This window comes from Citrobacter sp. B72 (assembly GCF_016894305.1).
Taxonomy (GTDB): domain Bacteria; phylum Pseudomonadota; class Gammaproteobacteria; order Enterobacterales; family Enterobacteriaceae; genus Citrobacter; species Citrobacter portucalensis.
Genome location: NZ_CP069801.1, coordinates 1,510,281 through 1,529,431, shown reverse-complemented (window position 1 = coordinate 1,529,431; position 19,151 = coordinate 1,510,281). Strand labels below are relative to the sequence as shown.

General features: G+C 50.6%; 18 protein-coding genes and 6 tRNA genes. 11 read left to right on the top strand and 13 right to left on the bottom strand.

The genetic code is table 11. The annotated features are described in order from the left end of the window. Window positions 1–188 precede the first annotated feature (188 nt). Window positions 189–1,424 (top strand): ion channel protein, encoded by a 1,236-nt coding sequence (locus tag JQN59_RS07250; protein ID WP_032944118.1) that lies wholly within the window; start codon window positions 189–191, stop codon window positions 1,422–1,424. On the opposite strand, the gene JQN59_RS07245 is transcribed toward JQN59_RS07250, so the two are convergent. Then, window positions 1,425–3,077: an alpha-keto acid decarboxylase family protein gene (locus JQN59_RS07245; protein ID WP_149607690.1), complete on the bottom strand. Its 1,653-nt coding sequence runs from the start codon at window positions 3,075–3,077 to the stop codon at window positions 1,425–1,427. It abuts the gene before it with no gap. Between the two features lie 182 nt (window positions 3,078–3,259). On the opposite strand from JQN59_RS07245, the gene mgrA reads away from it, so the two are divergent. Both mgrA and ypeC read left to right on the top strand, forming a co-directional pair. Next, entirely contained in the window at window positions 3,260–4,249 is a 990-nt protein-coding gene (mgrA, locus tag JQN59_RS07240; protein WP_048234784.1) for an L-glyceraldehyde 3-phosphate reductase, read from the top strand. A 137-nt stretch (window positions 4,250–4,386) separates the two neighbouring features. Continuing rightward, window positions 4,387–4,713 (top strand): DUF2502 domain-containing protein YpeC, encoded by a 327-nt coding sequence (gene ypeC, locus JQN59_RS07235; RefSeq protein ID WP_003834889.1) that lies wholly within the window; start codon window positions 4,387–4,389, stop codon window positions 4,711–4,713. A 32-nt stretch (window positions 4,714–4,745) separates the two neighbouring features. Here the strand turns inward: ypeC and JQN59_RS07230 are convergent, their stop codons facing one another. After that, entirely contained in the window at window positions 4,746–5,984 is a 1,239-nt protein-coding gene (locus JQN59_RS07230; RefSeq protein WP_008785392.1) for an Nramp family divalent metal transporter, read from the bottom strand. Next, window positions 5,981–6,055 (bottom strand): hypothetical protein, encoded by a 75-nt coding sequence (locus tag JQN59_RS27225; RefSeq protein WP_418219455.1) that lies wholly within the window; start codon window positions 6,053–6,055, stop codon window positions 5,981–5,983. The genes JQN59_RS07230 and JQN59_RS27225 overlap by 4 nt, the downstream gene beginning before the upstream one ends. A 273-nt stretch (window positions 6,056–6,328) precedes the next feature. On the opposite strand from JQN59_RS27225, the gene nupC reads away from it, so the two are divergent. Next, window positions 6,329–7,531 (top strand): nucleoside permease NupC, encoded by a 1,203-nt coding sequence (nupC, locus tag JQN59_RS07225; protein WP_003834893.1) that lies wholly within the window; start codon window positions 6,329–6,331, stop codon window positions 7,529–7,531. Window positions 7,532–7,681: 150 nt separating this feature from the next. On the opposite strand, the gene JQN59_RS07220 is transcribed toward nupC, so the two are convergent. Next, window positions 7,682–7,757: transfer RNA gene (locus tag JQN59_RS07220), tRNA-Ala, on the bottom strand. Between the two features lie 42 nt (window positions 7,758–7,799). Further along, window positions 7,800–7,875, bottom strand: a tRNA-Ala gene (locus JQN59_RS07215). Window positions 7,876–8,096: 221 nt separating this feature from the next. Between JQN59_RS07215 and JQN59_RS07210 the strand changes: the two genes are divergently transcribed. The 3 genes from JQN59_RS07210 to JQN59_RS07200 all read left to right on the top strand — a co-directional run bounded on the left by JQN59_RS07210 (window position 8,097) and on the right by JQN59_RS07200 (window position 9,630). Then, complete coding sequence (locus JQN59_RS07210; RefSeq protein WP_003028277.1) at window positions 8,097–8,459, top strand: YfeC-like transcriptional regulator; 363 nt, start codon at window positions 8,097–8,099, stop codon at window positions 8,457–8,459. A gap of 111 nt (window positions 8,460–8,570) precedes the next feature. Beyond that, window positions 8,571–9,268, top strand: a protein-coding gene (locus tag JQN59_RS07205; protein ID WP_095033700.1) for an IS1-like element IS1B family transposase whose coding sequence is annotated in 2 segments (ribosomal slippage) — window positions 8,571–8,820 and window positions 8,820–9,268 — 699 coding nt in all. Because the reading frame shifts where the segments join, the coding sequence is not laid out codon by codon here. After that, entirely contained in the window at window positions 9,265–9,630 is a 366-nt protein-coding gene (locus JQN59_RS07200; protein ID WP_204528207.1) for a YfeC-like transcriptional regulator, read from the top strand. Before JQN59_RS07205 ends, JQN59_RS07200 begins: the two co-directional genes overlap by 4 nt. 56 nt (window positions 9,631–9,686) lie before the next feature. Here JQN59_RS07200 and gltX read toward each other — a convergent pair whose 3' ends face one another. Then, the gene (gene gltX / locus JQN59_RS07195; protein WP_008785393.1) at window positions 9,687–11,102 is read right to left on the bottom strand and encodes a glutamate--tRNA ligase; all 1,416 of its coding nucleotides are present in this window, start codon (window positions 11,100–11,102) and stop codon (window positions 9,687–9,689) included. A 258-nt stretch (window positions 11,103–11,360) separates the two neighbouring features. Here gltX and JQN59_RS07190 point away from each other — a divergent pair. From JQN59_RS07190 to JQN59_RS07175, 4 genes are all read left to right on the top strand, one after another. Continuing rightward, a tRNA-Val gene (locus JQN59_RS07190) sits at window positions 11,361–11,436 on the top strand. Between the two features lie 46 nt (window positions 11,437–11,482). Continuing rightward, window positions 11,483–11,558: transfer RNA gene (locus JQN59_RS07185), tRNA-Val, on the top strand. Window positions 11,559–11,605: 47 nt separating this feature from the next. Then, window positions 11,606–11,681 (top strand) — tRNA-Val (locus JQN59_RS07180). 4 nt (window positions 11,682–11,685) lie between these two features. Then, window positions 11,686–11,761: transfer RNA gene (locus JQN59_RS07175), tRNA-Lys, on the top strand. Window positions 11,762–12,217: 456 nt separating this feature from the next. On the opposite strand, the gene JQN59_RS07170 is transcribed toward JQN59_RS07175, so the two are convergent. The 7 genes from JQN59_RS07170 to JQN59_RS07140 form a co-directional block, all read right to left on the bottom strand. Beyond that, entirely contained in the window at window positions 12,218–13,102 is an 885-nt protein-coding gene (locus tag JQN59_RS07170) for a LysR family transcriptional regulator (RefSeq protein WP_149608333.1), read from the bottom strand. A 98-nt stretch (window positions 13,103–13,200) separates the two neighbouring features. Further along, window positions 13,201–14,457, bottom strand: a complete 1,257-nt coding sequence (locus JQN59_RS07165; RefSeq protein WP_149608332.1) for a nucleoside permease — start codon at window positions 14,455–14,457, stop codon at window positions 13,201–13,203. Window positions 14,458–14,513: 56 nt separating this feature from the next. Then, window positions 14,514–15,347, bottom strand: coding sequence for a xanthosine phosphorylase (xapA, locus tag JQN59_RS07160; protein WP_149608331.1), 834 nt, complete (start codon window positions 15,345–15,347; stop codon window positions 14,514–14,516). 325 nt (window positions 15,348–15,672) lie between these two features. Then, window positions 15,673–15,942 (bottom strand): YdgH/BhsA/McbA-like domain containing protein, encoded by a 270-nt coding sequence (locus tag JQN59_RS07155; RefSeq protein WP_103015158.1) that lies wholly within the window; start codon window positions 15,940–15,942, stop codon window positions 15,673–15,675. A 229-nt stretch (window positions 15,943–16,171) separates the two neighbouring features. Beyond that, complete coding sequence (locus JQN59_RS07150; RefSeq protein ID WP_048224933.1) at window positions 16,172–16,567, bottom strand: DUF302 domain-containing protein; 396 nt, start codon at window positions 16,565–16,567, stop codon at window positions 16,172–16,174. A gap of 77 nt (window positions 16,568–16,644) precedes the next feature. Further along, window positions 16,645–17,736, bottom strand: coding sequence for a YVTN family beta-propeller repeat protein (locus JQN59_RS07145; protein ID WP_149608330.1), 1,092 nt, complete (start codon window positions 17,734–17,736; stop codon window positions 16,645–16,647). A 428-nt stretch (window positions 17,737–18,164) separates the two neighbouring features. Further along, entirely contained in the window at window positions 18,165–19,091 is a 927-nt protein-coding gene (locus JQN59_RS07140; RefSeq protein ID WP_149607889.1) for a LysR family transcriptional regulator, read from the bottom strand. Window positions 19,092–19,151 lie beyond the last annotated feature (60 nt).

The window sequence follows — 19,151 nt, the reverse complement described above, 5'->3', positions numbered from 1 at the left end:
TAAAGTCAGAATAAATCTTTGCCACACTGTAAATTCATGGGGACATAACAACAACGGTCTGAAGGCTGATGCCCGTGGAAAATCGATCCAGATCACACAATTACTTTATCGTTTCAGCACCATTTGCAGCGATATCGTCAGGCAGGCTGTGCAAACTATGTCTATGACTCTGTTTTAAGGAATAGAAAATGCTCCATCCGCGAGCCAGAACGATGCTCTTGCTATCAACCCCAGCGCTAATCATTGGCATAGCGTCCAGCCTGGTGTTGATCGTTGTGATGAAAGTGGCTTCCGTTTTACAGCAGTTTTTGTGGGAACGTCTGCCTGTTAGCATCGGTATAGCCCAGGACTCTCCGGTCTGGATTATCGGTATGCTGACACTCACGGGGATCATGGTCGGGTTAGTTATCCGTTACAGCCATGGCCACGCAGGCCCGGATCCGGCCTGTGAACCGTTAATTGGTATGCCGGTGCCAACGTCAGCAATACCGGGCCTGCTGGCAGCGTTAATCCTCGGCCTCGCGGGTGGCGTCAGTCTGGGTCCGGAACACCCCATCATGACCGTGAATATCGCACTGGCAGTGGCACTTGGTAGCCGCATGTTTCCGCGCATTGCCAAGCTGGACTGGACCATTCTCGCCTCTGCCGGCACCATCGGCGCGCTATTTGGTACCCCCGTTGCCGCCGCGCTGATATTTTCGCAAACGCTAAATAGCTCAAACGATGTGCCCTTGTGGGATCGCCTGTTTGCACCGTTAATGGCCGCCGCCGCGGGTTCGCTAACCACCAGCCTGTTTTTTCACCCCCATTTTTCACTGCCCATCGCGCACTACACGCAGATGCACTTGATCGATATCCTCAGCGGCGCGGTTGTTGCTGCCATCGCCATTGCCGCTGGGATGGTTGCCGTCTGGTGTCTGCCGCGTTTGCACCATTTAATGCATCGATTAAGACACCCGGTGCTGATCCTCGGGGCAGGCGGTTTTATCCTTGGTATTTTGGGTGTTATCGGCGGGCCGCTTACCTTGTTTAAGGGACTGGACGAAATGCAGCAAATGGCGTTTAGCCAAACGCTGGGGACATCAGATTATTTCATGCTCGCCGTGATCAAACTAACGGCATTGGTGGTAGCAGCGGCGAGTGGTTTTCGCGGCGGACGAATCTTCCCGGCGGTATTCGTTGGCGTCGCGCTTGGCCTGATGCTGCACGCCCATGTTGAAGCTGTGCCGGCTGCCATCACGGTTTCTTGCTCTATTCTCGGGCTGGTGCTGGTCGTCACCCGTGACGCCTGGCTGAGCCTGTTTATGGCAGCAGTGGTGGTGCCAGATTCCACCCTGCTGCCGCTGCTGTGCATCGTCATGCTGCCCGCCTGGCTGCTGCTGGCAGGCAAACCGATGATGGTCGCTGAGCGCCCTGATAAATAGCTATCCGCCGTTGCGAGATTCCAGCGCACGGGTCACCGTGCGCAATAATTCAGGAAGATCGGCTTTCGGTAGCACCACCTCAATTAACGACAGTCGTTGCGGATGGGACAACCGGGCCAGCACCTCTTCCAGCTGTACCGCCTGCTTCACCCGCCAACATTCGGCCTGACATTCACGACTAAATGCCTGCGGCACCGATGTCCAGCTCCAGGCGGCGATGTCGTTATAGCGCTGATTTGCCCCGTGTATGGCCCGCTCCACGGTATATCCGTCATTGTTGAGCAGTAAAATAACCGGCGATTGCCCGTCTCTGAGCATGGAGCCCAGCTCCTGAATGGTGAGCTGCGCCGCGCCATCACCAATAATCAGGATCACCCGACGGTCCGGACAGGCCGTTTGCGCACCGAATGCCGCCGGGAGCGCGTAGCCGATAGATCCCCACAACGGTTGAACCAGTACTTCCGCCCCACAAGGTAGTGAGAGCGCAGCCGCGCCAAAGGCGGCGGTTCCCTGATCGACGAGGATAATGTCATCAGGCTTCAGAAACTGCTGCACCGTGTGCCAGAAGTTTTCCTGCGTCAGTGGGCCCTTCTCAACCTGAACACGCCTAATTGGCGGACGTTCTGGCGGTAGAGAAAACGACATTTCCAGGCACAGCTCACGTAATGTGGTGACCGCCTGCTCCATCGGGATGTTAAACCAGTGGGATCCAATTCGTGACGCATGGGGCTGAACGTCAATGGTGCGATCCTGCGGTAGCTGTTGTGTAAACCCAGCAGTCAAGGTGTCGACAAATTGTGTGCCGACACACATTATCGTATCGGCATCTTCTATAGCCTGACGTACATAATCGCTGCTGGCTCCGGCGCTGTACGTGCCAACAAACGCCGGGTGACGCTCATCAAACAGTCCTTTGCCCATCAACAACGTGGCATGAGCCATCGGCGTTTCCACCATCCAGCGCTGTAAAACCGGCTGCAGACCAAAACGCAGCGCGAGGAAGTCGGCCAGCAACGCTACGCGTGGGCTGTCCAGCAATCGTTCACGGGCATGGTAGCGAAACGCCTCTATCACGCTGCTTTCCGGCTCGCTCAGAGGAACACTCATAATATCATTCGGTGGCGTAGCAGGCTGTTTAGCCACATCAGCAGGTAGCATCAGATAGCCCGGCCTGCGCTCGCTGAGCATCATTCGCAACACACGGTCAATTTCATAGCAGGCATTTTGTTCATCCAGTATCGCGCTGGCCGTTGTTACTGCCTGCTGCATGCGGTAAAAATGCTGAAAGTCACCGTCACCCAAAGTGTGATGCATCAACTCTCCGCGACGCTGCGCGCCGCGACAGGGTGCGCCGACAATATGCAAAACAGGAACATATTCCGCGAAGCTACCCGCGATACCGTTAATTGCGCTTAACTCCCCCACACCAAACGTGGTGAGCAGCGCCCCAACCCCGGATACCCGGGCATAGCCATCTGCCGCATAAGCCGCATTCAATTCATTCGCACACCCGACCCAACATACGTTGGGATGTTCAATCACGTGGTCAAGAAACTGCAAATTATAATCGCCCGGCACACCAAAGAGATGGCCGACGCCACAGCCTGCCAGCCTGTCCAGCAGATAATCAGCAACGGAATACGGGGTTTGCATGACAGCTATCCTTCTGACGGTAACCTCATGTTGAGTATCGAAGAACTGTGATGACTGTCCAGGAAAGTCGCTGTGAAAGGGTGGAAAGCAGGATTTACAGTTTTGGCGGTTAAAATTCATTGAAGAATCGACGGTGTAACCGTATACACTGAAAGACACACGCATTGTGGAAGGGAGGTGACATGGTTTATCACGCAGATGAAAATCGTTATCAGACAATGGAGTACCGCCGCTGCGGTCAAAGCGGCCTTAAGCTCCCGATTGTCTCTCTGGGTTTGTGGCACAATTTTGGCGATACCACGCAGGTCGAGAACAGTCGCGCATTGTTACAGCGCGCATTCGATCTGGGGATTAACCATTTTGATCTGGCAAATAACTATGGTCCACCGCCGGGTTCGGCAGAACGGAATTTTGGTCGGATCCTGCAGGAAGATTTTTTACCGTGGCGAGATGAGCTTATTATCTCCACAAAAGCGGGCTACACCATGTGGGAAGGTCCCTACGGTGATTGGGGTTCACGCAAATATCTGATTGCCAGTCTCGATCAAAGCCTGAAGCGTCTGGGGCTGGAGTATGTCGATATCTTCTACCACCATCGCCCCGACCCTGAAACACCGCTCAGAGAAACCATGCGCGCGCTGGATCACATCGTCCGTCAGGGCAAAGCGCTGTACGTCGGGTTGTCTAACTATCCAGCAGATCTTGCCAGGCAGGCGATTGAAATACTCGACGATTTAGGTACGCCATGCCTTATTCACCAGCCCAAATATTCCATGTTTGAACGTTGGGTCGAAGGCGGCTTGCTGTCGCTATTACAGGAAAAAGGTGTCGGCAGTATCGCCTTCTCACCGCTGGCTGGCGGACAGTTAACCGACCGCTATCTGAACGGCATTCCTGCGGATTCTCGTGCGGCAAGCACCAGTCGCTTTCTGAATCCGGACCAGATCACTCCACAAAAACTGGAAAAAGTGCGGGCGCTGAATGTGCTGGCAGAACGACGCGGGCAAAAGCTTTCCCAAATGGCGCTAGCATGGGTGTTACGGGATGACAAAGTCACGTCCGTGCTGATTGGCGCGAGTAAAACGGCGCAGATTGAAGACGCTGTCGGTATGCTGGCAAACCGTCACTTTACGTCTGAAGAGTGCGCGGAGATTGATGCTATCCTGAGTTGATTGAAATAAAGACACATTTATTAACAAAAAGTGCTCTCACTTGCGATTTAAGAGTTAAGGCGATGAAACGGGGCTTTACTGCCCCGTAATATTACGTTAACAGGCCGGCTACGGCTCGATCGTGAAGGAGAGAAAACATGTTCAGGTCACTGATTCTGGCGGCAGTCTTATTGGCTTTTACACCGCTGGCCGCGAACGCTGGCGAAATCACCCTGCTGCCATCAATAAAATTACAAATTGGCGATCGCGATAACTACGGTAACTACTGGGATGGCGGCCGCTGGCGCGACCGGGATTACTGGCACCATAACTATGAGTGGCGCAAAAATCGCTGGTGGCGTCATGACAACGGCTACCATCGTGGCTGGGACAAACGCAAAGCTTATGAGCGTGGTTATCGTGAAGGCTGGAACGATCGTGACGACCACCGCGGTCGCGGGCGTGGCCACAAACATCATCATTAATGTAACAAAAGGGCCAACGGGCCCTTTTGTTTTTACAAACCGAGTGCAGTTCCTACCAACAGCCAGATATTAAGCGCCACCACCAGTACAACAATCACCCAGCCTACCTGTTTTACCCAACGGGTATTCACCAAATCGCCCATCAGCTTACCGTCACTGGTAAAGATCAGTAGCGGCACCAGCGCCAGTGCAATACCAAAACTGAGCAATACCTGGCTCATCACCAGAATACGCGTCGGATCCAGTCCCATCAAAATCACAATAAATGATGGCATCATGGTGACGGTACGGCGTACCCAAAGCGGAATGTGAAAGCGGATAAACCCTTGCATCACCACCTGCCCGGCCAACGTACCGACCACGGTAGAAGAAAGTCCCGCAGCCACCAGGCTTAAACCGAATACCGTCGCCGCAGCGTGACTCAACAGCGGTTCAAGTGTCAGATACGCTTGATCGAGATCGGCAATACCGGTATGCCCGCTAAAGTGAAATGCAGCGGCAGCCGTCGCCATCATCGCAAGATTGACAAATCCAGCAATCGTCATGGCGATTGCCACATCCCATTTCGTGGCCGCATAGCGCTGTTGACGTGTTCCGCCGTGCAGATGCTGAGTTAAGGAAGAGTGCAGATAAATGACGTGTGGCATGATAGTCGCGCCGAGCACGCCAGCCGCCAGGAACACCGCTTCGGAATTAGGCAGGCTCGGGATAACCATTCCCTTGCTAAGTTGCGCGAAGTTCGGCTGGGAAAAGATCAGTTCCACAATGTAAGCCGCAGCCACAAACAGCAGCAAGCCGCCAATCACTTTTTCCAGCGGTTTTTGCCCACGGCGCTGCAACATCAGAATCAAAAAAGTCGCGATACCGGTGAGCACGGCCCCCTGCAATAACGACACGCCGAGGATCAATTTGAAACCAATCGCGGCACCAATGAATTCAGCAAGGTCTGTCGCCATGGCGATAATTTCGGCCTGCACCCAGTAGAACCACACCACCGGACGAGGATAGTGATCGCGAATTTGCTCCGCCAGGTTTTTACCCGTGGCAATACCCAGCTTTGCCGACAGCACCTGAATCAGCATCGCCATCAGATTTGCCCAGACCACCACCCACAACAGTTTATAGCCAAAGCTGGCCCCTGCCTGGATGTTGGTGGCGAAGTTGCCCGGATCGATGTAGCCGATCGCCGCGATGAACGCAGGTCCCATTAATGCGAGCTTCAACTTGCGCGCTGCCCGTCCACTGCTACTCTCAACGCGATCGTTAGTCATTTTAGTGCCTCAGAAACATAGCCTTTGCTATGTTTCAAGCTACGCCTATTGAGAATGATTATCAAATTCATTTTAATGGGTGAAGTTGATTTCTCTGATAGCGTTTGTCTATGGATCGATAAGGATTCTGGAAATACCGGTGAGATGTTTAATTATTGTTATGAGATTAGCACAATGACATAACTTTTCACTTCCATACTAAACATAACAGAAGTGTATCACCGATCACTAATTTTGAATCTCGTCACAGGTCCTTATTATAGTGTGTGTTTGATCTCGTTTTCTTTATGGTTGTTACATAGAATGTGCACGAAAACTAAACCTGCCTCATATTTGGAGCAAATATGGACCGCGTTCTTCATTTCGTCCTGGCCCTTGCCGTGGTTGCGGTACTCGCACTGCTGGTAAGCAGTGACCGTAAAAAAATCCGCATTCGTTATGTTATTCAATTGCTTGTTATTGAAGTGTTACTGGCATGGTTCTTCCTGAACTCTGATGTCGGTCTGGGCTTCGTGAGAGGCTTCTCCGAGATGTTTGAAAAACTCCTCGGATTCGCTAATGAAGGGACAAACTTTGTCTTCGGCAGTATGAACGACAAAGGCCTGGCATTCTTCTTCCTGAAAGTGCTGTGCCCAATCGTCTTCATTTCCGCTCTTATCGGTATTTTGCAGCATATCCGCGTTCTGCCGGTTATCATCCGCGCGATTGGTTTCCTGTTATCCAAAGTGAACGGTATGGGCAAGCTGGAATCCTTCAACGCCGTCAGCTCCCTGATCCTGGGTCAGTCCGAGAACTTTATCGCCTATAAAGATATTCTCGGCAAAATGTCTCGCAACCGTATGTACACCATGGCTGCAACGGCGATGTCGACCGTTTCCATGTCTATCGTCGGCGCGTACATGACCATGCTGGAGCCGAAGTACGTGGTTGCAGCGCTGGTTCTGAACATGTTCAGCACCTTTATCGTGCTGTCGCTGATCAACCCGTACACCGTTGATGCCAGCGAAGAAAACATCCAGATGTCTAACCTGCACGAAGGCCAGAGCTTCTTCGAAATGCTGGGTGAATACATCCTGGCAGGTTTCAAAGTGGCAATTATCGTTGCGGCGATGCTGATTGGTTTCATCGCGCTGATCGCGGCCCTGAACGCCCTGTTCGCCACCGTGACCGGCTGGTTTGGCTACAGCATCTCCTTCCAGGGCATCCTGGGCTACATCTTCTACCCTGTTGCATGGGTAATGGGTGTGCCGTCCAGCGAAGCGCTCCAGGTGGGCAGTATCATGGCAACCAAACTGGTTTCCAACGAGTTCGTTGCGATGATGGATCTGCAGAAAATTGCCGCCACGCTCTCTCCGCGTGCAGAAGGTATCCTGTCCGTGTTCCTGGTCTCCTTCGCTAACTTCTCTTCCATCGGTATTATCGCCGGTGCGATTAAAGGTCTGAACGAAGAGCAAGGTAACGTGGTTTCCCGCTTCGGTCTGAAGCTGGTGTACGGCTCTACGCTGGTGAGCGTACTGTCTGCATCTATCGCCGCACTGGTGCTGTAAGCGTAAGATAACGTCGTATTGATAAGACCGGGGAGATTCTTCTCCCCGGTTTTTTTATGCCTGCTATTCAGCAAACCGAAGAGATACAGGGTAAGAACAGGTAGGATACAGAAACAAAAAACCCCCGCTTTTCAGCGAGGGTTTAAATTTTGGTGGAGCTAAGCGGGATCGAACCGCTGACCTCTTGCATGCCATGCAAGCGCTCTCCCAGCTGAGCTATAGCCCCACGATGCTATTACGTACATACCAAATTCATTGGGATTAAATTTGGTGGAGCTAAGCGGGATCGAACCGCTGACCTCTTGCATGCCATGCAAGCGCTCTCCCAGCTGAGCTATAGCCCCATTACGTAAAGCTTGTCGAGTTGACGGGCGGCATCATATGAATTCCCTTCGCGTGTGTCAACGGCAAAATTAACTCATAGAATTCAATCGCTGAAAAAGCAGTCAAATGAAGAACATTGCGTAACAACTCGCATTCAGTAGTTAAACGCGTCACGGTTTCTACTAAAATGGTGCTATAAAATGAGCCACTAATTAACCCCACGACTATTCAGGGAATCGTTATGTTCAAGGAACGGATGACGCCAGAAGAACTTGCTAATCTGACCGGATACAGCCGACAGACCATCAATAAATGGGTGCGCAAGGAGGGTTGGGCTACATCACCAAAACCAGGCGTACAGGGCGGTAAAGCGCGTCTGGTTCACGTCACCGAACAAGTTCGTGAATACATTCGCAGTGCTGAGCGTTCAGCCGAAGGTTTATCAGATAATTTATCGTTATCCGGCGATACCTCTATCGAAGCTCTACTGATTAGGCTCGCCAAAGAGATGACTCCGTCAGAACAAAAAATGTTTACGTCACTGATCCTGCGTGAAGGCATTACGGGTTTGTTACAACGCTTAGGGATCCGCGACAACAAATAATATGAAAAAATTACGCAGCAAAATGACGACCGAAGAACTAGCGGAATGTCTCGGGGGGTGATGCTGCCAACTTACTGATTTAGTGTATGATGGTGTTTTTGAGGTGCTCCAGTGGCTTCTGTTTCTATCAGCTGTCCCTCCTGTTCAGCTACTGACGGGGTGGTGCGTAACGGCAAAAGCACCGCCGGACATCAGCGCTATCTCTGCTCTCACTGCCGTAAAACATGGCAACTGCAGTTCACTTACACCGCTTCTCAACCCGGTACGCACCAGAAAATCATTGATATGGCCATGAATGGCGTTGGATGCCGGGCAACCGCCCGCATTATGGGCGTTGGCCTCAACACGATTTTCCGCCATTTAAAAAACTCAGGCCGCAGTCGGTAACCTCGCGCATACAGCCGGGCAGTGACGTCATCGTCTGCGCGGAAATGGACGAACAGTGGGGATACGTCGGGGCTAAATCGCGCCAGCGCTGGCTGTTTTACGCGTATGACAGGCTCCGGAAGACGGTTGTTGCGCACGTATTCGGTGAACGCACTATGGCGACGCTGGGGCGTCTTATGAGCCTGCTGTCACCCTTTGACGTGGTGATATGGATGACGGATGGCTGGCCGCTGTATGAATCCCGCCTGAAGGGAAAGCTGCACGTAATCAGCAAGCGATATACGCAGCGAATTGAGCGGCATAACCTGAATCTGAGGCAGCACCTGGCACGGCTGGGACGGAAGTCGCTGTCGTTCTCAAAATCGGTGGAGCTGCATGACAAAGTCATCGGGCATTATCTGAACATAAAACACTATCAATAAGTTGGAGTCATTACCGTCTCGGGGTTGCCAAACAAACCGTCAATCGTTGGATCAGAGAACAAAACTGGACCACCGAAAAGTTTCCCGGCGTTAAAGGGGGTCGTGCAAGGCTGATCCATATCGACTCCAGCGTCCGTACGTTTCTGCTCAATATTCCGGCTTTTCGCAAAGTCCCTGAAATTTATCAGGCTGAGGAACCGCTGGCAGAATACACCCACGTGGTGCGTAGCCACGCCTGTCGCCAGATAATTAGCGCACTGGACAACATGTCCCCAACGGAACAAGAAAAGCTGGCAATGTATATTTCGCGCGAAGGTATTCGCACTTTCCTTACCCGTCTGGGTATTGATGAGTCTGAATAACAGGCAAAAAAAACGGCAGGATGCGCTCCTGCCGTTGTTTCATCGCTCAACCGGTCTTACTGCTGGCTTTCACGCTCAGCAATAAACGCCAGCGCTTTATTAATACGCTCAATGCTGCGGGATTTACCAATCGCATGCACCGTTACGTCTAACGCCGGAGACTGACCCGCGCCGGTTACGGCTACGCGCAGCGGCATCCCAACTTTACCCATACCCACTTCCAGCTCATCAGCGGTTGCCTGAATCGCGTGATGCACGTTTTCTGCCGTCCACTCGCTGATAGCAGCCAGCTTATCGCGAACCACTTCCAGCGGCTGACGCGCTACCGGACGTAGGTGTTTCTTAGCTGCATCCGCGTCGAACTCAGCAAAGTCTTCGTAGAAGTAGCGGCAGCTCTGCGCCATCTCTTTCAGCGTTTTGCAGCGCTCACCCAGCAGTTTAACCAGCTCAGACAGCTGCGGGCCGACGCGAGTATCGATATTTTCCTGCTCAATATGCCATTGCAGATGCGTTGCCACATATTCAGGCGCCAGCGAATTAATGTAGTGATGGTTCAGCCACTGCAGTTTTTCGGTGTTGAACGCACTGGCAGACTTGCTCACCGCACCAAGGGAGAACAGTTTGATCATCTCTTCACGGGTGAAGATTTCCTGATCGCCGCTGGACCAGCCCAGACGCACCAGATAGTTCAGCAGCGCTTCCGGCAGGTAACCGTCGTCGCGATACTGCATAACGCTGACCGCACCGTGACGTTTAGAGAGTTTTTTACCGTCGTCGCCGTTGATCATCGACACGTGTGCATAAACCGGCACCGGCGCATTCAGCGCTTTCAGGATGTTAATCTGACGCGGAGTGTTGTTGATATGGTCTTCACCACGAATAACGTGGGTGATTTCCATATCCCAGTCGTCGACAACAACACAGAAGTTGTAGGTCGGGGAACCGTCAGTACGGCGGATGATCAGATCGTCCAGCTCCTGGTTGCTGAATTCGATCGGCCCACGGATCTGGTCGTCAAAAATAACGGAGCCATCCTGCGGGTTGGCAAAACGCACCACGCAGGGTTCATCAGCAGCATGATGTTCATGGCCGTGGCGGCAGCGACCGTCGTAACGTGGCTTCTCACCGTTTGCCATCTGCTCTTCGCGCAGTGCGTCCAGACGCTCTTTGGAGCAGTAGCATTTATACGCGGTACCGGCTTCCAGCATCTCATCAATCACGGCGTTGTAGCGATCAAAACGTTTGGTCTGGAAGTACGGGCCTTCATCCCATTCCAGATTCAGCCAGTTCATGCCATCCATAATGGCTTCAATAGCTTCCGGAGTGGAGCGTTCAAGATCGGTGTCTTCAATACGCAGCACAAACTCACCGTCATGGTTACGTGCAAAAAGCCAGGAATATAGAGCAGTACGCGCACCACCGACATGCAGGTAACCTGTCGGGCTTGGCGCGAAGCGAGTTTTGATTTTCATGAAATGGCCTTACGTTTATAAAGATGCCGACAACCGGCAAATCCTGGGAAGATTATCAGGCTCGTATTCTATCACTGTGGCCTGATTCCTCAATGTTGTTCAGGTTGGAACATCACGCTTTGCCATTTTCGTATACAAATCATGCTGCATGGATTGATTTGCGATCGTTTTGTTTAAATTTACGACGAACGAACAAATTCTTTAGAAAATGCGTTGACTCATTTTCAACTCTCCCTATAATGCGACTCCACACAGCGGGGGTGATTAGCTCAGCTGGGAGAGCACCTCCCTTACAAGGAGGGGGTCGGCGGTTCGAACCCGTCATCACCCACCAACTACTTTATGTAGTCTCCGCCGTGTAGAGTAAGAAATTGAGAAGTGGGTGATTAGCTCAGCTGGGAGAGCACCTCCCTTACAAGGAGGGGGTCGGCGGTTCGATCCCGTCATCACCCACCACTTTCTCGCCAGCTGGATTTCTTACAATAAAATTGAAGTACCGAAGTGGGTGATTAGCTCAGCTGGGAGAGCACCTCCCTTACAAGGAGGGGGTCGGCGGTTCGATCCCGTCATCACCCACCACTTCGGGTCGTTAGCTCAGTTGGTAGAGCAGTTGACTTTTAATCAATTGGTCGCAGGTTCGAATCCTGCACGACCCACCAATGTAAAAAGGCGCCCTAAAGGCGCCTTTTTGCTATCTGTGATATATAAGATTCGAACCTGCATCGCCTGATGCGCTACGCTTATCAGGCCTACAGACAATACCGCACACGTAGGCTGGATAAGACGTCAGCCGCCATCCGACACAGACAACACAACACGCGTAGGCCGGATAAGACGTTAGTCGCCATCCGGCACAGACAACACAACACGCGTAGGCCGGATAAGACGTCAGTCGCCATCCGGCACAGACAATACCGCACGCGTAGGCCGGATAAGACGTCAGCCGCCATCCGGCACAGACAACACAACACGCGTAGGCCGGATAAGACGTCAGTCGCCATCCGGCATAGACAACACTACACACGTAGGCCGGATAAGACGTCAGTCGCCATCCGGCACAGACAACACTACACACGTAGGCCGGATAAGACGTCAGTCGCCATCCGGCACAGACATCACATCGTCAATGCCGCTACCAGTTTCTCCAGCGCGGGTGTCGCCTGCAGTTGGTCATACACAATATACAAATCCGCCGGAATACGTTCCTCTAACGGTCGAAATACCACGCCAGGCCAATTCATCTGCGCATAGCTGTCAGCAATTAACGTAATACCAATCCCCATGCTGATCATCGCCAGCACCGTTTGCGGCTCCCTCACCTCACGAATAATCATCGGGGAAAATCCAGCACTCAGGCAAACTCGCTGCAAAAATGCCCAGTCAGTATGAATGGAAGGCATTGTGACAAAATATTCATTTCTCAACGCCTCCAGCGGTATGGACTCACAGGCAGTAAGAGGATGTTCTTCCGGCATGGCAACCAGAAAAGAGGACTCATGCAAACGCAAACTGGTAAACCCGGGAGAAAGCTCCGTAGCCATCCGCCAAATTCCCGCATCCAGTTCACGCCGTTCCAGCATCGTCATCTGCATCGCGGGCATGTTCTCGCGAAACAGCACCTCAACATTGGGATTATCCTTCATAAAACGCCGCATCACCGGACGCATTTTTCCCCACATCGCTGTACCGATAACGCCAAGCTCAATTCGCCCTGCCTCACCACGACCAATTTGCTCCACTCTCGCCAGCGCCTGATTAGCACTGGATAACAGTCGGCGCGACTCTTCCATCAATATCTTTCCCGCGTGAGTTAACGCCACGCTGCGGGAATGACGGATAAATAGCAAAGTGCCGAGCTGTTGCTCCAGCTCTTTAATATGGGTACTGAGCGGCGGTTGCGACATATTCAGGCGAGCAGCAGCGCGTCCAAAATGCAGTTCTTCTGCGACAGCAAGAAAATAACGCAGTAACTTCAGATCGATACGGTACGTGCGTTCCATGGATAATGCGCTCCTGAAATAAGGATAATGCGCAAAGTTACCACATTGCCTCGCAGATAATGAAACGGCGGGTATCAGAACCCGCCGCCAATGGAGTGTTAATGTGCCGGTGATTTCTGTGCCAGTCGTTCAGGCTCATGCCTGTACTTAAAGAACAATGCAAAGATAACCGCAAGTGTTAACGCATACGCGGCAAACACCAGCCAGATGGTTTGCCAATCCTTAACGCCATCGACAGAGAAGTAATCTACCGCCATCCCGCTCAGGATTGAACCCACCCACGCGCCCACGCCGTTGACCATCGTCATAAATAGCCCCTGCGCGCTGGCGCGAATGTTAGAGCTAACCTCCTGCTCGACAAATACCGATCCCGAGATATTGAAGAAATCAAACGCACAGCCGTAGACGATCATCGACATCAGCAGCAGCACAAAACCAAACGGCGACGGATCGCCAAAGGCAAAGAAGCCAAAGCGCAGCGTCCATGCCAGCATGCTCATCAGCATCACCGTTTTAATGCCAAAGCGTTTAAGGAAGTACGGAATAGTGAGAATAAAGCCCACCTCCGCCATCTGCGAAACTGAAAGCAATATGGAGGGGTACTTCACCACAAAACTGTCGGCAAACTCAGGATTACGGGCAAAATCATGCAGGAACGGATTGCCAAAGACGTTGGTGATTTGCAACACCGCCCCCAGCATCATCGCAAACAAAAAGAAGATTGCCATCTGCGGTTTTTTAAACAGGACAAAGGCGTCCAGACCGAGCTTGCTGGCAAGCATGGTGTTTGCTTTCTTCTCAGCAACCGGGATTTTCGGCAACGTCAACGCATACAGAGCCAGCAATAACGATGCGCCAGAAGCGATATACAGTTGCGCACTGCTCAGCTCCAGTCCCATCAGGCTCACCGTCCACATGGCCACAATAAACCCTATAGTGCCAAACACGCGAATGGGGGGGAAAGCGGTGACCGGATCCTGACCCGATTGTGCCAGACACGAGTATGAGACGCTATTCGATAAGGCAATCGTCGGCATATACGCCATTGCGTTAACCAGCATCACCCAAAACATAGTCTGCGGATCGGTAACGGTTGTGGCATATAGCAACACGCCCGCACACACCAGATGACAAAGCATATAGGCGCGATCGGCGCGTAGCCATTTATCGGCAATGATGCCCATAATGCCCGGCATGATAATCGCCGCCAGCCCTTTCGAACTGTAGACCATACCCACATTCGCGCCGGTAAAATCCAGGGTATTAATCATGTAGGAACCCAGGGTTACCAACCAGCTTCCCCAGATGAAATATTGCAAAAACGACATGAGCTTTAAGCGAGATGCGATACCCATTTTTCCGTTCCTTGCCATAAAGTAAGACCCCGCAAGCGGGGTCATTTTTTAGTTATTCAGGCCAGTTTGCGCAAGAATCCGCATATCAAATTGATGAAATTCTGCCGGGAGAGTTCCGCCGCAGCCAGCGTCTGCGCATGAGATAATTTAACATCACCCAGACCTTCCGCCAGGTTGGTGATGGCCGCCACCGCAACCACTTTCAAACCGCAGTGGCGCGCAGAGATAACTTCAGGCACCACCGACATCCCCACCACGTCACCACCGATAACTTGCATCATGCGGATTTCTGCCGCGGTTTCAAAGTTCGGCCCCGGATACGAGACAAAAACCCCTTCACTCAGCGGGAACCCTTCCTCAGCGGCAACAGTTTGCAGGATCGCACGGTAGTCAGCATCATAGGCATTCGCCAGTGAAAAGAATCGCTCACCAAAACGCTCATCGTTTGGCCCTACCATCGGCGTACCCGGCATCGTATTGATGTGATCGCTAAGCGCAACGAGGCTACCCGGTCCGACTTCGGGACGCAAAGAGCCTGCGGCATTGGTGCAAAACAGCAGCTCACAGCCCAGCAGTTTCAGCGTACGAATGGCATCCGTCATCACCGTCATACCGCGACCTTCATAGAAATGTCCACGTCCTTTCATACAGGCCACCGGAATTCCCGCCAGATTTCCCAACACCAGTTCACCAGCATGGCCGTGTACGGTACTCACCGGGAACCCTGGTAGTTTCTCGTAAGAGATGGCAGCCGCATCCTCAATTTGATCCGCCAACGCCCCCAGGCCGGAGCCGAGGATAAAGGCTACGCGCGGCGTAAAATCCGGTTTGTAACCACGAATGATATCAGCGCTATACCAGGGATTTTGCGAGAAAAGAGAGTGGCTCATGAGATGTCCTTAATACTGAGTAATCGAAATAACGTAGCGTACCGCATTGTTATAGCGAGACTACGCAATCGATTACCAATACCGTTTATCCCGATAACCGATAGTAAATCGGTATAGATGGCATGTGCTAAATCGGCCTGAACTCACATTTTTTTTCTGCCAGAAATGGCAAGGAGTACCAACATATCTGGAATTCGTCAGACGAGTGGGCTGACAAAACCCGCCCTGAGAATGACTGACAAACATTTGTTGATTATTAATAAGCGAAAGCAGGTACAACAACGTACTTTCGCTAATCAATATTTTAAATGGGGGAAACTGCTGTTTACTTCTTATAGAGTTCGCTGGTCACTACAGCCTGAGAACCATTGCCTATAGAAGAGAAGTTCTTAATAACAAAGAAATCAGCACCTTCTTTATCTGCCATTTTCGAAATTTTGTGCATACATTGATTCACCGTATTTTCCGTTACGGTGATTGACTTGACATGCTTTAAACTATTGGCTTCTTGTTGCGAGATTTCTGTAGCAGCAAAGGCAGACAGACTGAGAAAACACAAAGAAGTGGCCAATGATGTGACTAATGTCTTTTTCATAACTATCCTCATAACTTACATTTTAATATTTGAGCGTCAAGATATACTCTTCACATAATATTGCAAACAAAAACCCTTCTATTTATAAAATAGACGAATCGACAAATATTGAAGAGTAATGAACATCAAATGTATTGTTCAATAGGTTTATTATAGCGGGTTAAATACTTGCATAATAAACGCAGAAAATAACACTAAATACCCACGAGGAATTTAGTGTTACTTGCAATTAATTACCTGCCACTTCGTTAAGAAGGGTTGCCAGGATGCTAACTGGAGCAACAATATTATGTGCAACACCATAATCAATCTCCAGAACAGTACTTGCATCCTGATAATCTATATGGGTATCACCATTATCATCCTGCCAAATAACCACCCGTAGGGGTAACTCTATTGCCGCATGAGGATTTGCTTGCATGGCAGGAGTACCACCCTTTGGGTTACCAAACAGAAATAACATCGTCGGTCGCAGAGCAAGACCTACATCCGTTGCCGCTTGCTGTTGATCAACCTGCACAAAAATACGAATATTTTTAGCATTCAATACGCTGACGAGTCTGTTTACAGTATCATCAAAATTGAACTTACTAGGCAGCGTTTTTGTCCGCTCCGGCTTTCTCATCTGTCGTTCCTTTATTTATAGAATATTTATGAAAATACCCGCCAGCGAATGACTGGTATTGATAAATGCTAGCACAGTTATTTAGGCGTCACGTCAACAGAGCCCCAGCTAATACCATTTGGGTTGTTGTCTACCGGGAGCGTGTTCACTACCTTACGCTCATTAATGTCAATCATCGAGACAGAGTTTGCAAATGAGTTAGTTACGTAAGCATATTTGCCATTTTTATCGACAACCACGCCATGGGCCCCATTGCCAGTGGTGATAGTTTTCGCTACCGTAAGGCTTGCGATATCAATCATGTTTATTGTGTTACCCGGCTTGCTCTTCGAGCCCTGATTGGTTACCAGCATGCTTTTACCATCCGGAGTGCCAAACAGCTGGATTGGTACGGTACCGACATTAATTTTCTTCACAACTTTACGCGTTGCTGTATCAATCACCGCTACAGCGTCTTCACCAGACAGGGAAACAAACACCAGTTTTCCGTCCGATGAGAAACCTACCTGGGCTGGCATTTTACCTAATGGGATCTGCGCGACTTCTTTATTACTGGCTGTATCAACAACGGATACCGAGCCCCCTTTCATATTCGCGATATAAACTTCTTTACCGTCAGGACTCACTCTGAGGCCATGAGGGAACTTACCTACATTAATTGTCGTTAGATTTTTCAAATGCTCTGCATCAATCACGCTGATGGTGTTATCTGCACTATTTGAGATATACGCCATTTTTCCATCAGGGGTGACGACAACATGCGCAGGGTGTGCGCCAACCTGAAGTTTTGCAATAACTGTATCATTCTCGGCATTAATAACCCAAACTTCTCCATGTTCCTTTTTGCCTGCATGAGAATCTTTGCCCATGTCCATCTTCTCAGAATGGGTATCTTTACTCATATCCATATGTTCAGAGCCTGATGAATGTGTCCCGTTAGCACCAAGGTTGGTTACCCAAACTGTTTTATTGTCTGGTGACACCTGAACGTTATGCGGCATTTTACCAACATGTACTTTATCTACAGTCTTTAAAGACACAGCATCAAGTACATTAACTGAATCTGTACCTTCATTTGCTACATACACTCTGTCTGCTGCAAACGTATAACCAGACCATGCCAGCATACTAATTTGCATTGCAATTAAAATTTTATTTTTGCTTATCATCGCCGCCAATACCCCATTAGTTAAATATATTTACCGGATTAGTTTCAGCAACCAGCTATTGTAGGATTATTTAACATGTCACTAATATTACTCCATCGGGATCGTGTTAATTCTACCTATAACGAGTTACTGTATAAATTGCTTAGTCATTTCATTAATCAATCGCCATACATCATTGTATTAGATACTGCTATCCGTACTTGCGTATAAAGAGTATCAACCTTCCAGCAAGTGGAAGGTCAAGAAAAAAAGTAATAATTTAAAATAGCCTTACAAATCCGCAAGCTGAGCAATTGCCTAAGAATATCGCAGGAGAATTTATAAATATAAAGAGGTAGTCCGGTGCCGGGTAAAAATATAAAAGTTAACGATCAGTTCATCGATACTGAAAGCCAAACTTAACGACATGACAAACACCAGCCATATCGTTAAAGCTGGTACAAAGGATCCCGTGCCCGACCGGCGGTTAATTCACTGGCCTGCAGCCGTACTACGTCCCACAGCGCCTGAGCCGCAGTCGATAAAGAACGATTTTTACGTCGTGCCAGCATCAATTGTCGTTCCACAACCGGCGTCAGGCGTTTAACCTGCAAATGGCTGCCCTGTGGCAGAGGAAGCGCCAGCGCAGGCAGCACGCTGATACCAATCCCCGCCTCAACCATCGGGAAAAGCGTGGCAGGGTGACCTATCTCCTGAACGATATTGGCCTCAATGGAAAAGTGAGCCAGCGCCGCATCGATCAACGGTCGACTGCCGGAAGCGTAATCCTGTAATACCAGGCGCTCATGATATAAATCCTGCCAATTTACCCATTCGCGTTGGGCTAGCGGATGATCCTCTCGACACAACAGCAGGAACGGTTCGGATAACACCGCTTCACACTGCAGATCGGTCACAGCACCTGGATCTATCACAATGCCAAAATCTACCTCGCCCTGACGAATACTCTCCAGCACCCACTGTTGCGGACGATCGTGCAGCACAAAATCGATTGCTGGATAAAGCTGATTACTCTGGGCAATACACTGTGGAATAAGGTGAGCAGATATTGTCTGGCTGGCGGCAACGCGCACCGTTCCGGTTAACTGCGTTCCCACCTGGCCTGCTTCACGCAGCGTGCTGTGCAGTTCATCCAGAATACGTTCCAGCCGCGCCGCCAACTGGTGCCCTGCTTCCGTCAGCACTACTTCCCGCGTTGTTCTATCTAACAACCGCACACCCGTCTGCCCTTCCAGCTCTTTAACGCTGTGGCTGACCGCAGACTGGCTTAAGCCAATGATATCCCCCGCCCGGCTAAAGCTTTTGGCCTGAGCGACGGTAACAAAGATACGGAGCTGACGCAGAGAGTAATTCATCTATTCGATTCATATATGGATGCAATAAATCAATTTTATTTCTCAAACAGAAAAACGCAA

What these genes read in the sequence shown, in the direction of transcription:
- xapA (WP_149608331.1), bottom strand. Translation starts at nt 15,347, where the DNA reads ATGAGCCACTCTCTTTTCTCGCAAAATCCCTGGTATAGCGCTGATATC.
- JQN59_RS07140 (WP_149607889.1), bottom strand. Translation starts at nt 19,091, where the DNA reads ATGAATTACTCTCTGCGTCAGCTCCGTATCTTTGTTACCGTCGCTCAG.
- JQN59_RS07250 (WP_032944118.1), top strand. Translation starts at nt 189, where the DNA reads ATGCTCCATCCGCGAGCCAGAACGATGCTCTTGCTATCAACCCCAGCG.
- ypeC (WP_003834889.1), top strand. Translation starts at nt 4,387, where the DNA reads ATGTTCAGGTCACTGATTCTGGCGGCAGTCTTATTGGCTTTTACACCG.
- JQN59_RS07210 (WP_003028277.1), top strand. Translation starts at nt 8,097, where the DNA reads ATGTTCAAGGAACGGATGACGCCAGAAGAACTTGCTAATCTGACCGGA.
- JQN59_RS07230 (WP_008785392.1), bottom strand. Translation starts at nt 5,984, where the DNA reads ATGACTAACGATCGCGTTGAGAGTAGCAGTGGACGGGCAGCGCGCAAG.
- nupC (WP_003834893.1), top strand. Translation starts at nt 6,329, where the DNA reads ATGGACCGCGTTCTTCATTTCGTCCTGGCCCTTGCCGTGGTTGCGGTA.
- JQN59_RS07245 (WP_149607690.1), bottom strand. Translation starts at nt 3,077, where the DNA reads ATGCAAACCCCGTATTCCGTTGCTGATTATCTGCTGGACAGGCTGGCA.
- JQN59_RS07165 (WP_149608332.1), bottom strand. Translation starts at nt 14,457, where the DNA reads ATGGGTATCGCATCTCGCTTAAAGCTCATGTCGTTTTTGCAATATTTC.
- gltX (WP_008785393.1), bottom strand. Translation starts at nt 11,102, where the DNA reads ATGAAAATCAAAACTCGCTTCGCGCCAAGCCCGACAGGTTACCTGCAT.
- mgrA (WP_048234784.1), top strand. Translation starts at nt 3,260, where the DNA reads ATGGTTTATCACGCAGATGAAAATCGTTATCAGACAATGGAGTACCGC.
- JQN59_RS07150 (WP_048224933.1), bottom strand. Translation starts at nt 16,567, where the DNA reads ATGAGAAAGCCGGAGCGGACAAAAACGCTGCCTAGTAAGTTCAATTTT.
- JQN59_RS07145 (WP_149608330.1), bottom strand. Translation starts at nt 17,736, where the DNA reads ATGATAAGCAAAAATAAAATTTTAATTGCAATGCAAATTAGTATGCTG.
- JQN59_RS07155 (WP_103015158.1), bottom strand. Translation starts at nt 15,942, where the DNA reads ATGAAAAAGACATTAGTCACATCATTGGCCACTTCTTTGTGTTTTCTC.
- JQN59_RS07170 (WP_149608333.1), bottom strand. Translation starts at nt 13,102, where the DNA reads ATGGAACGCACGTACCGTATCGATCTGAAGTTACTGCGTTATTTTCTT.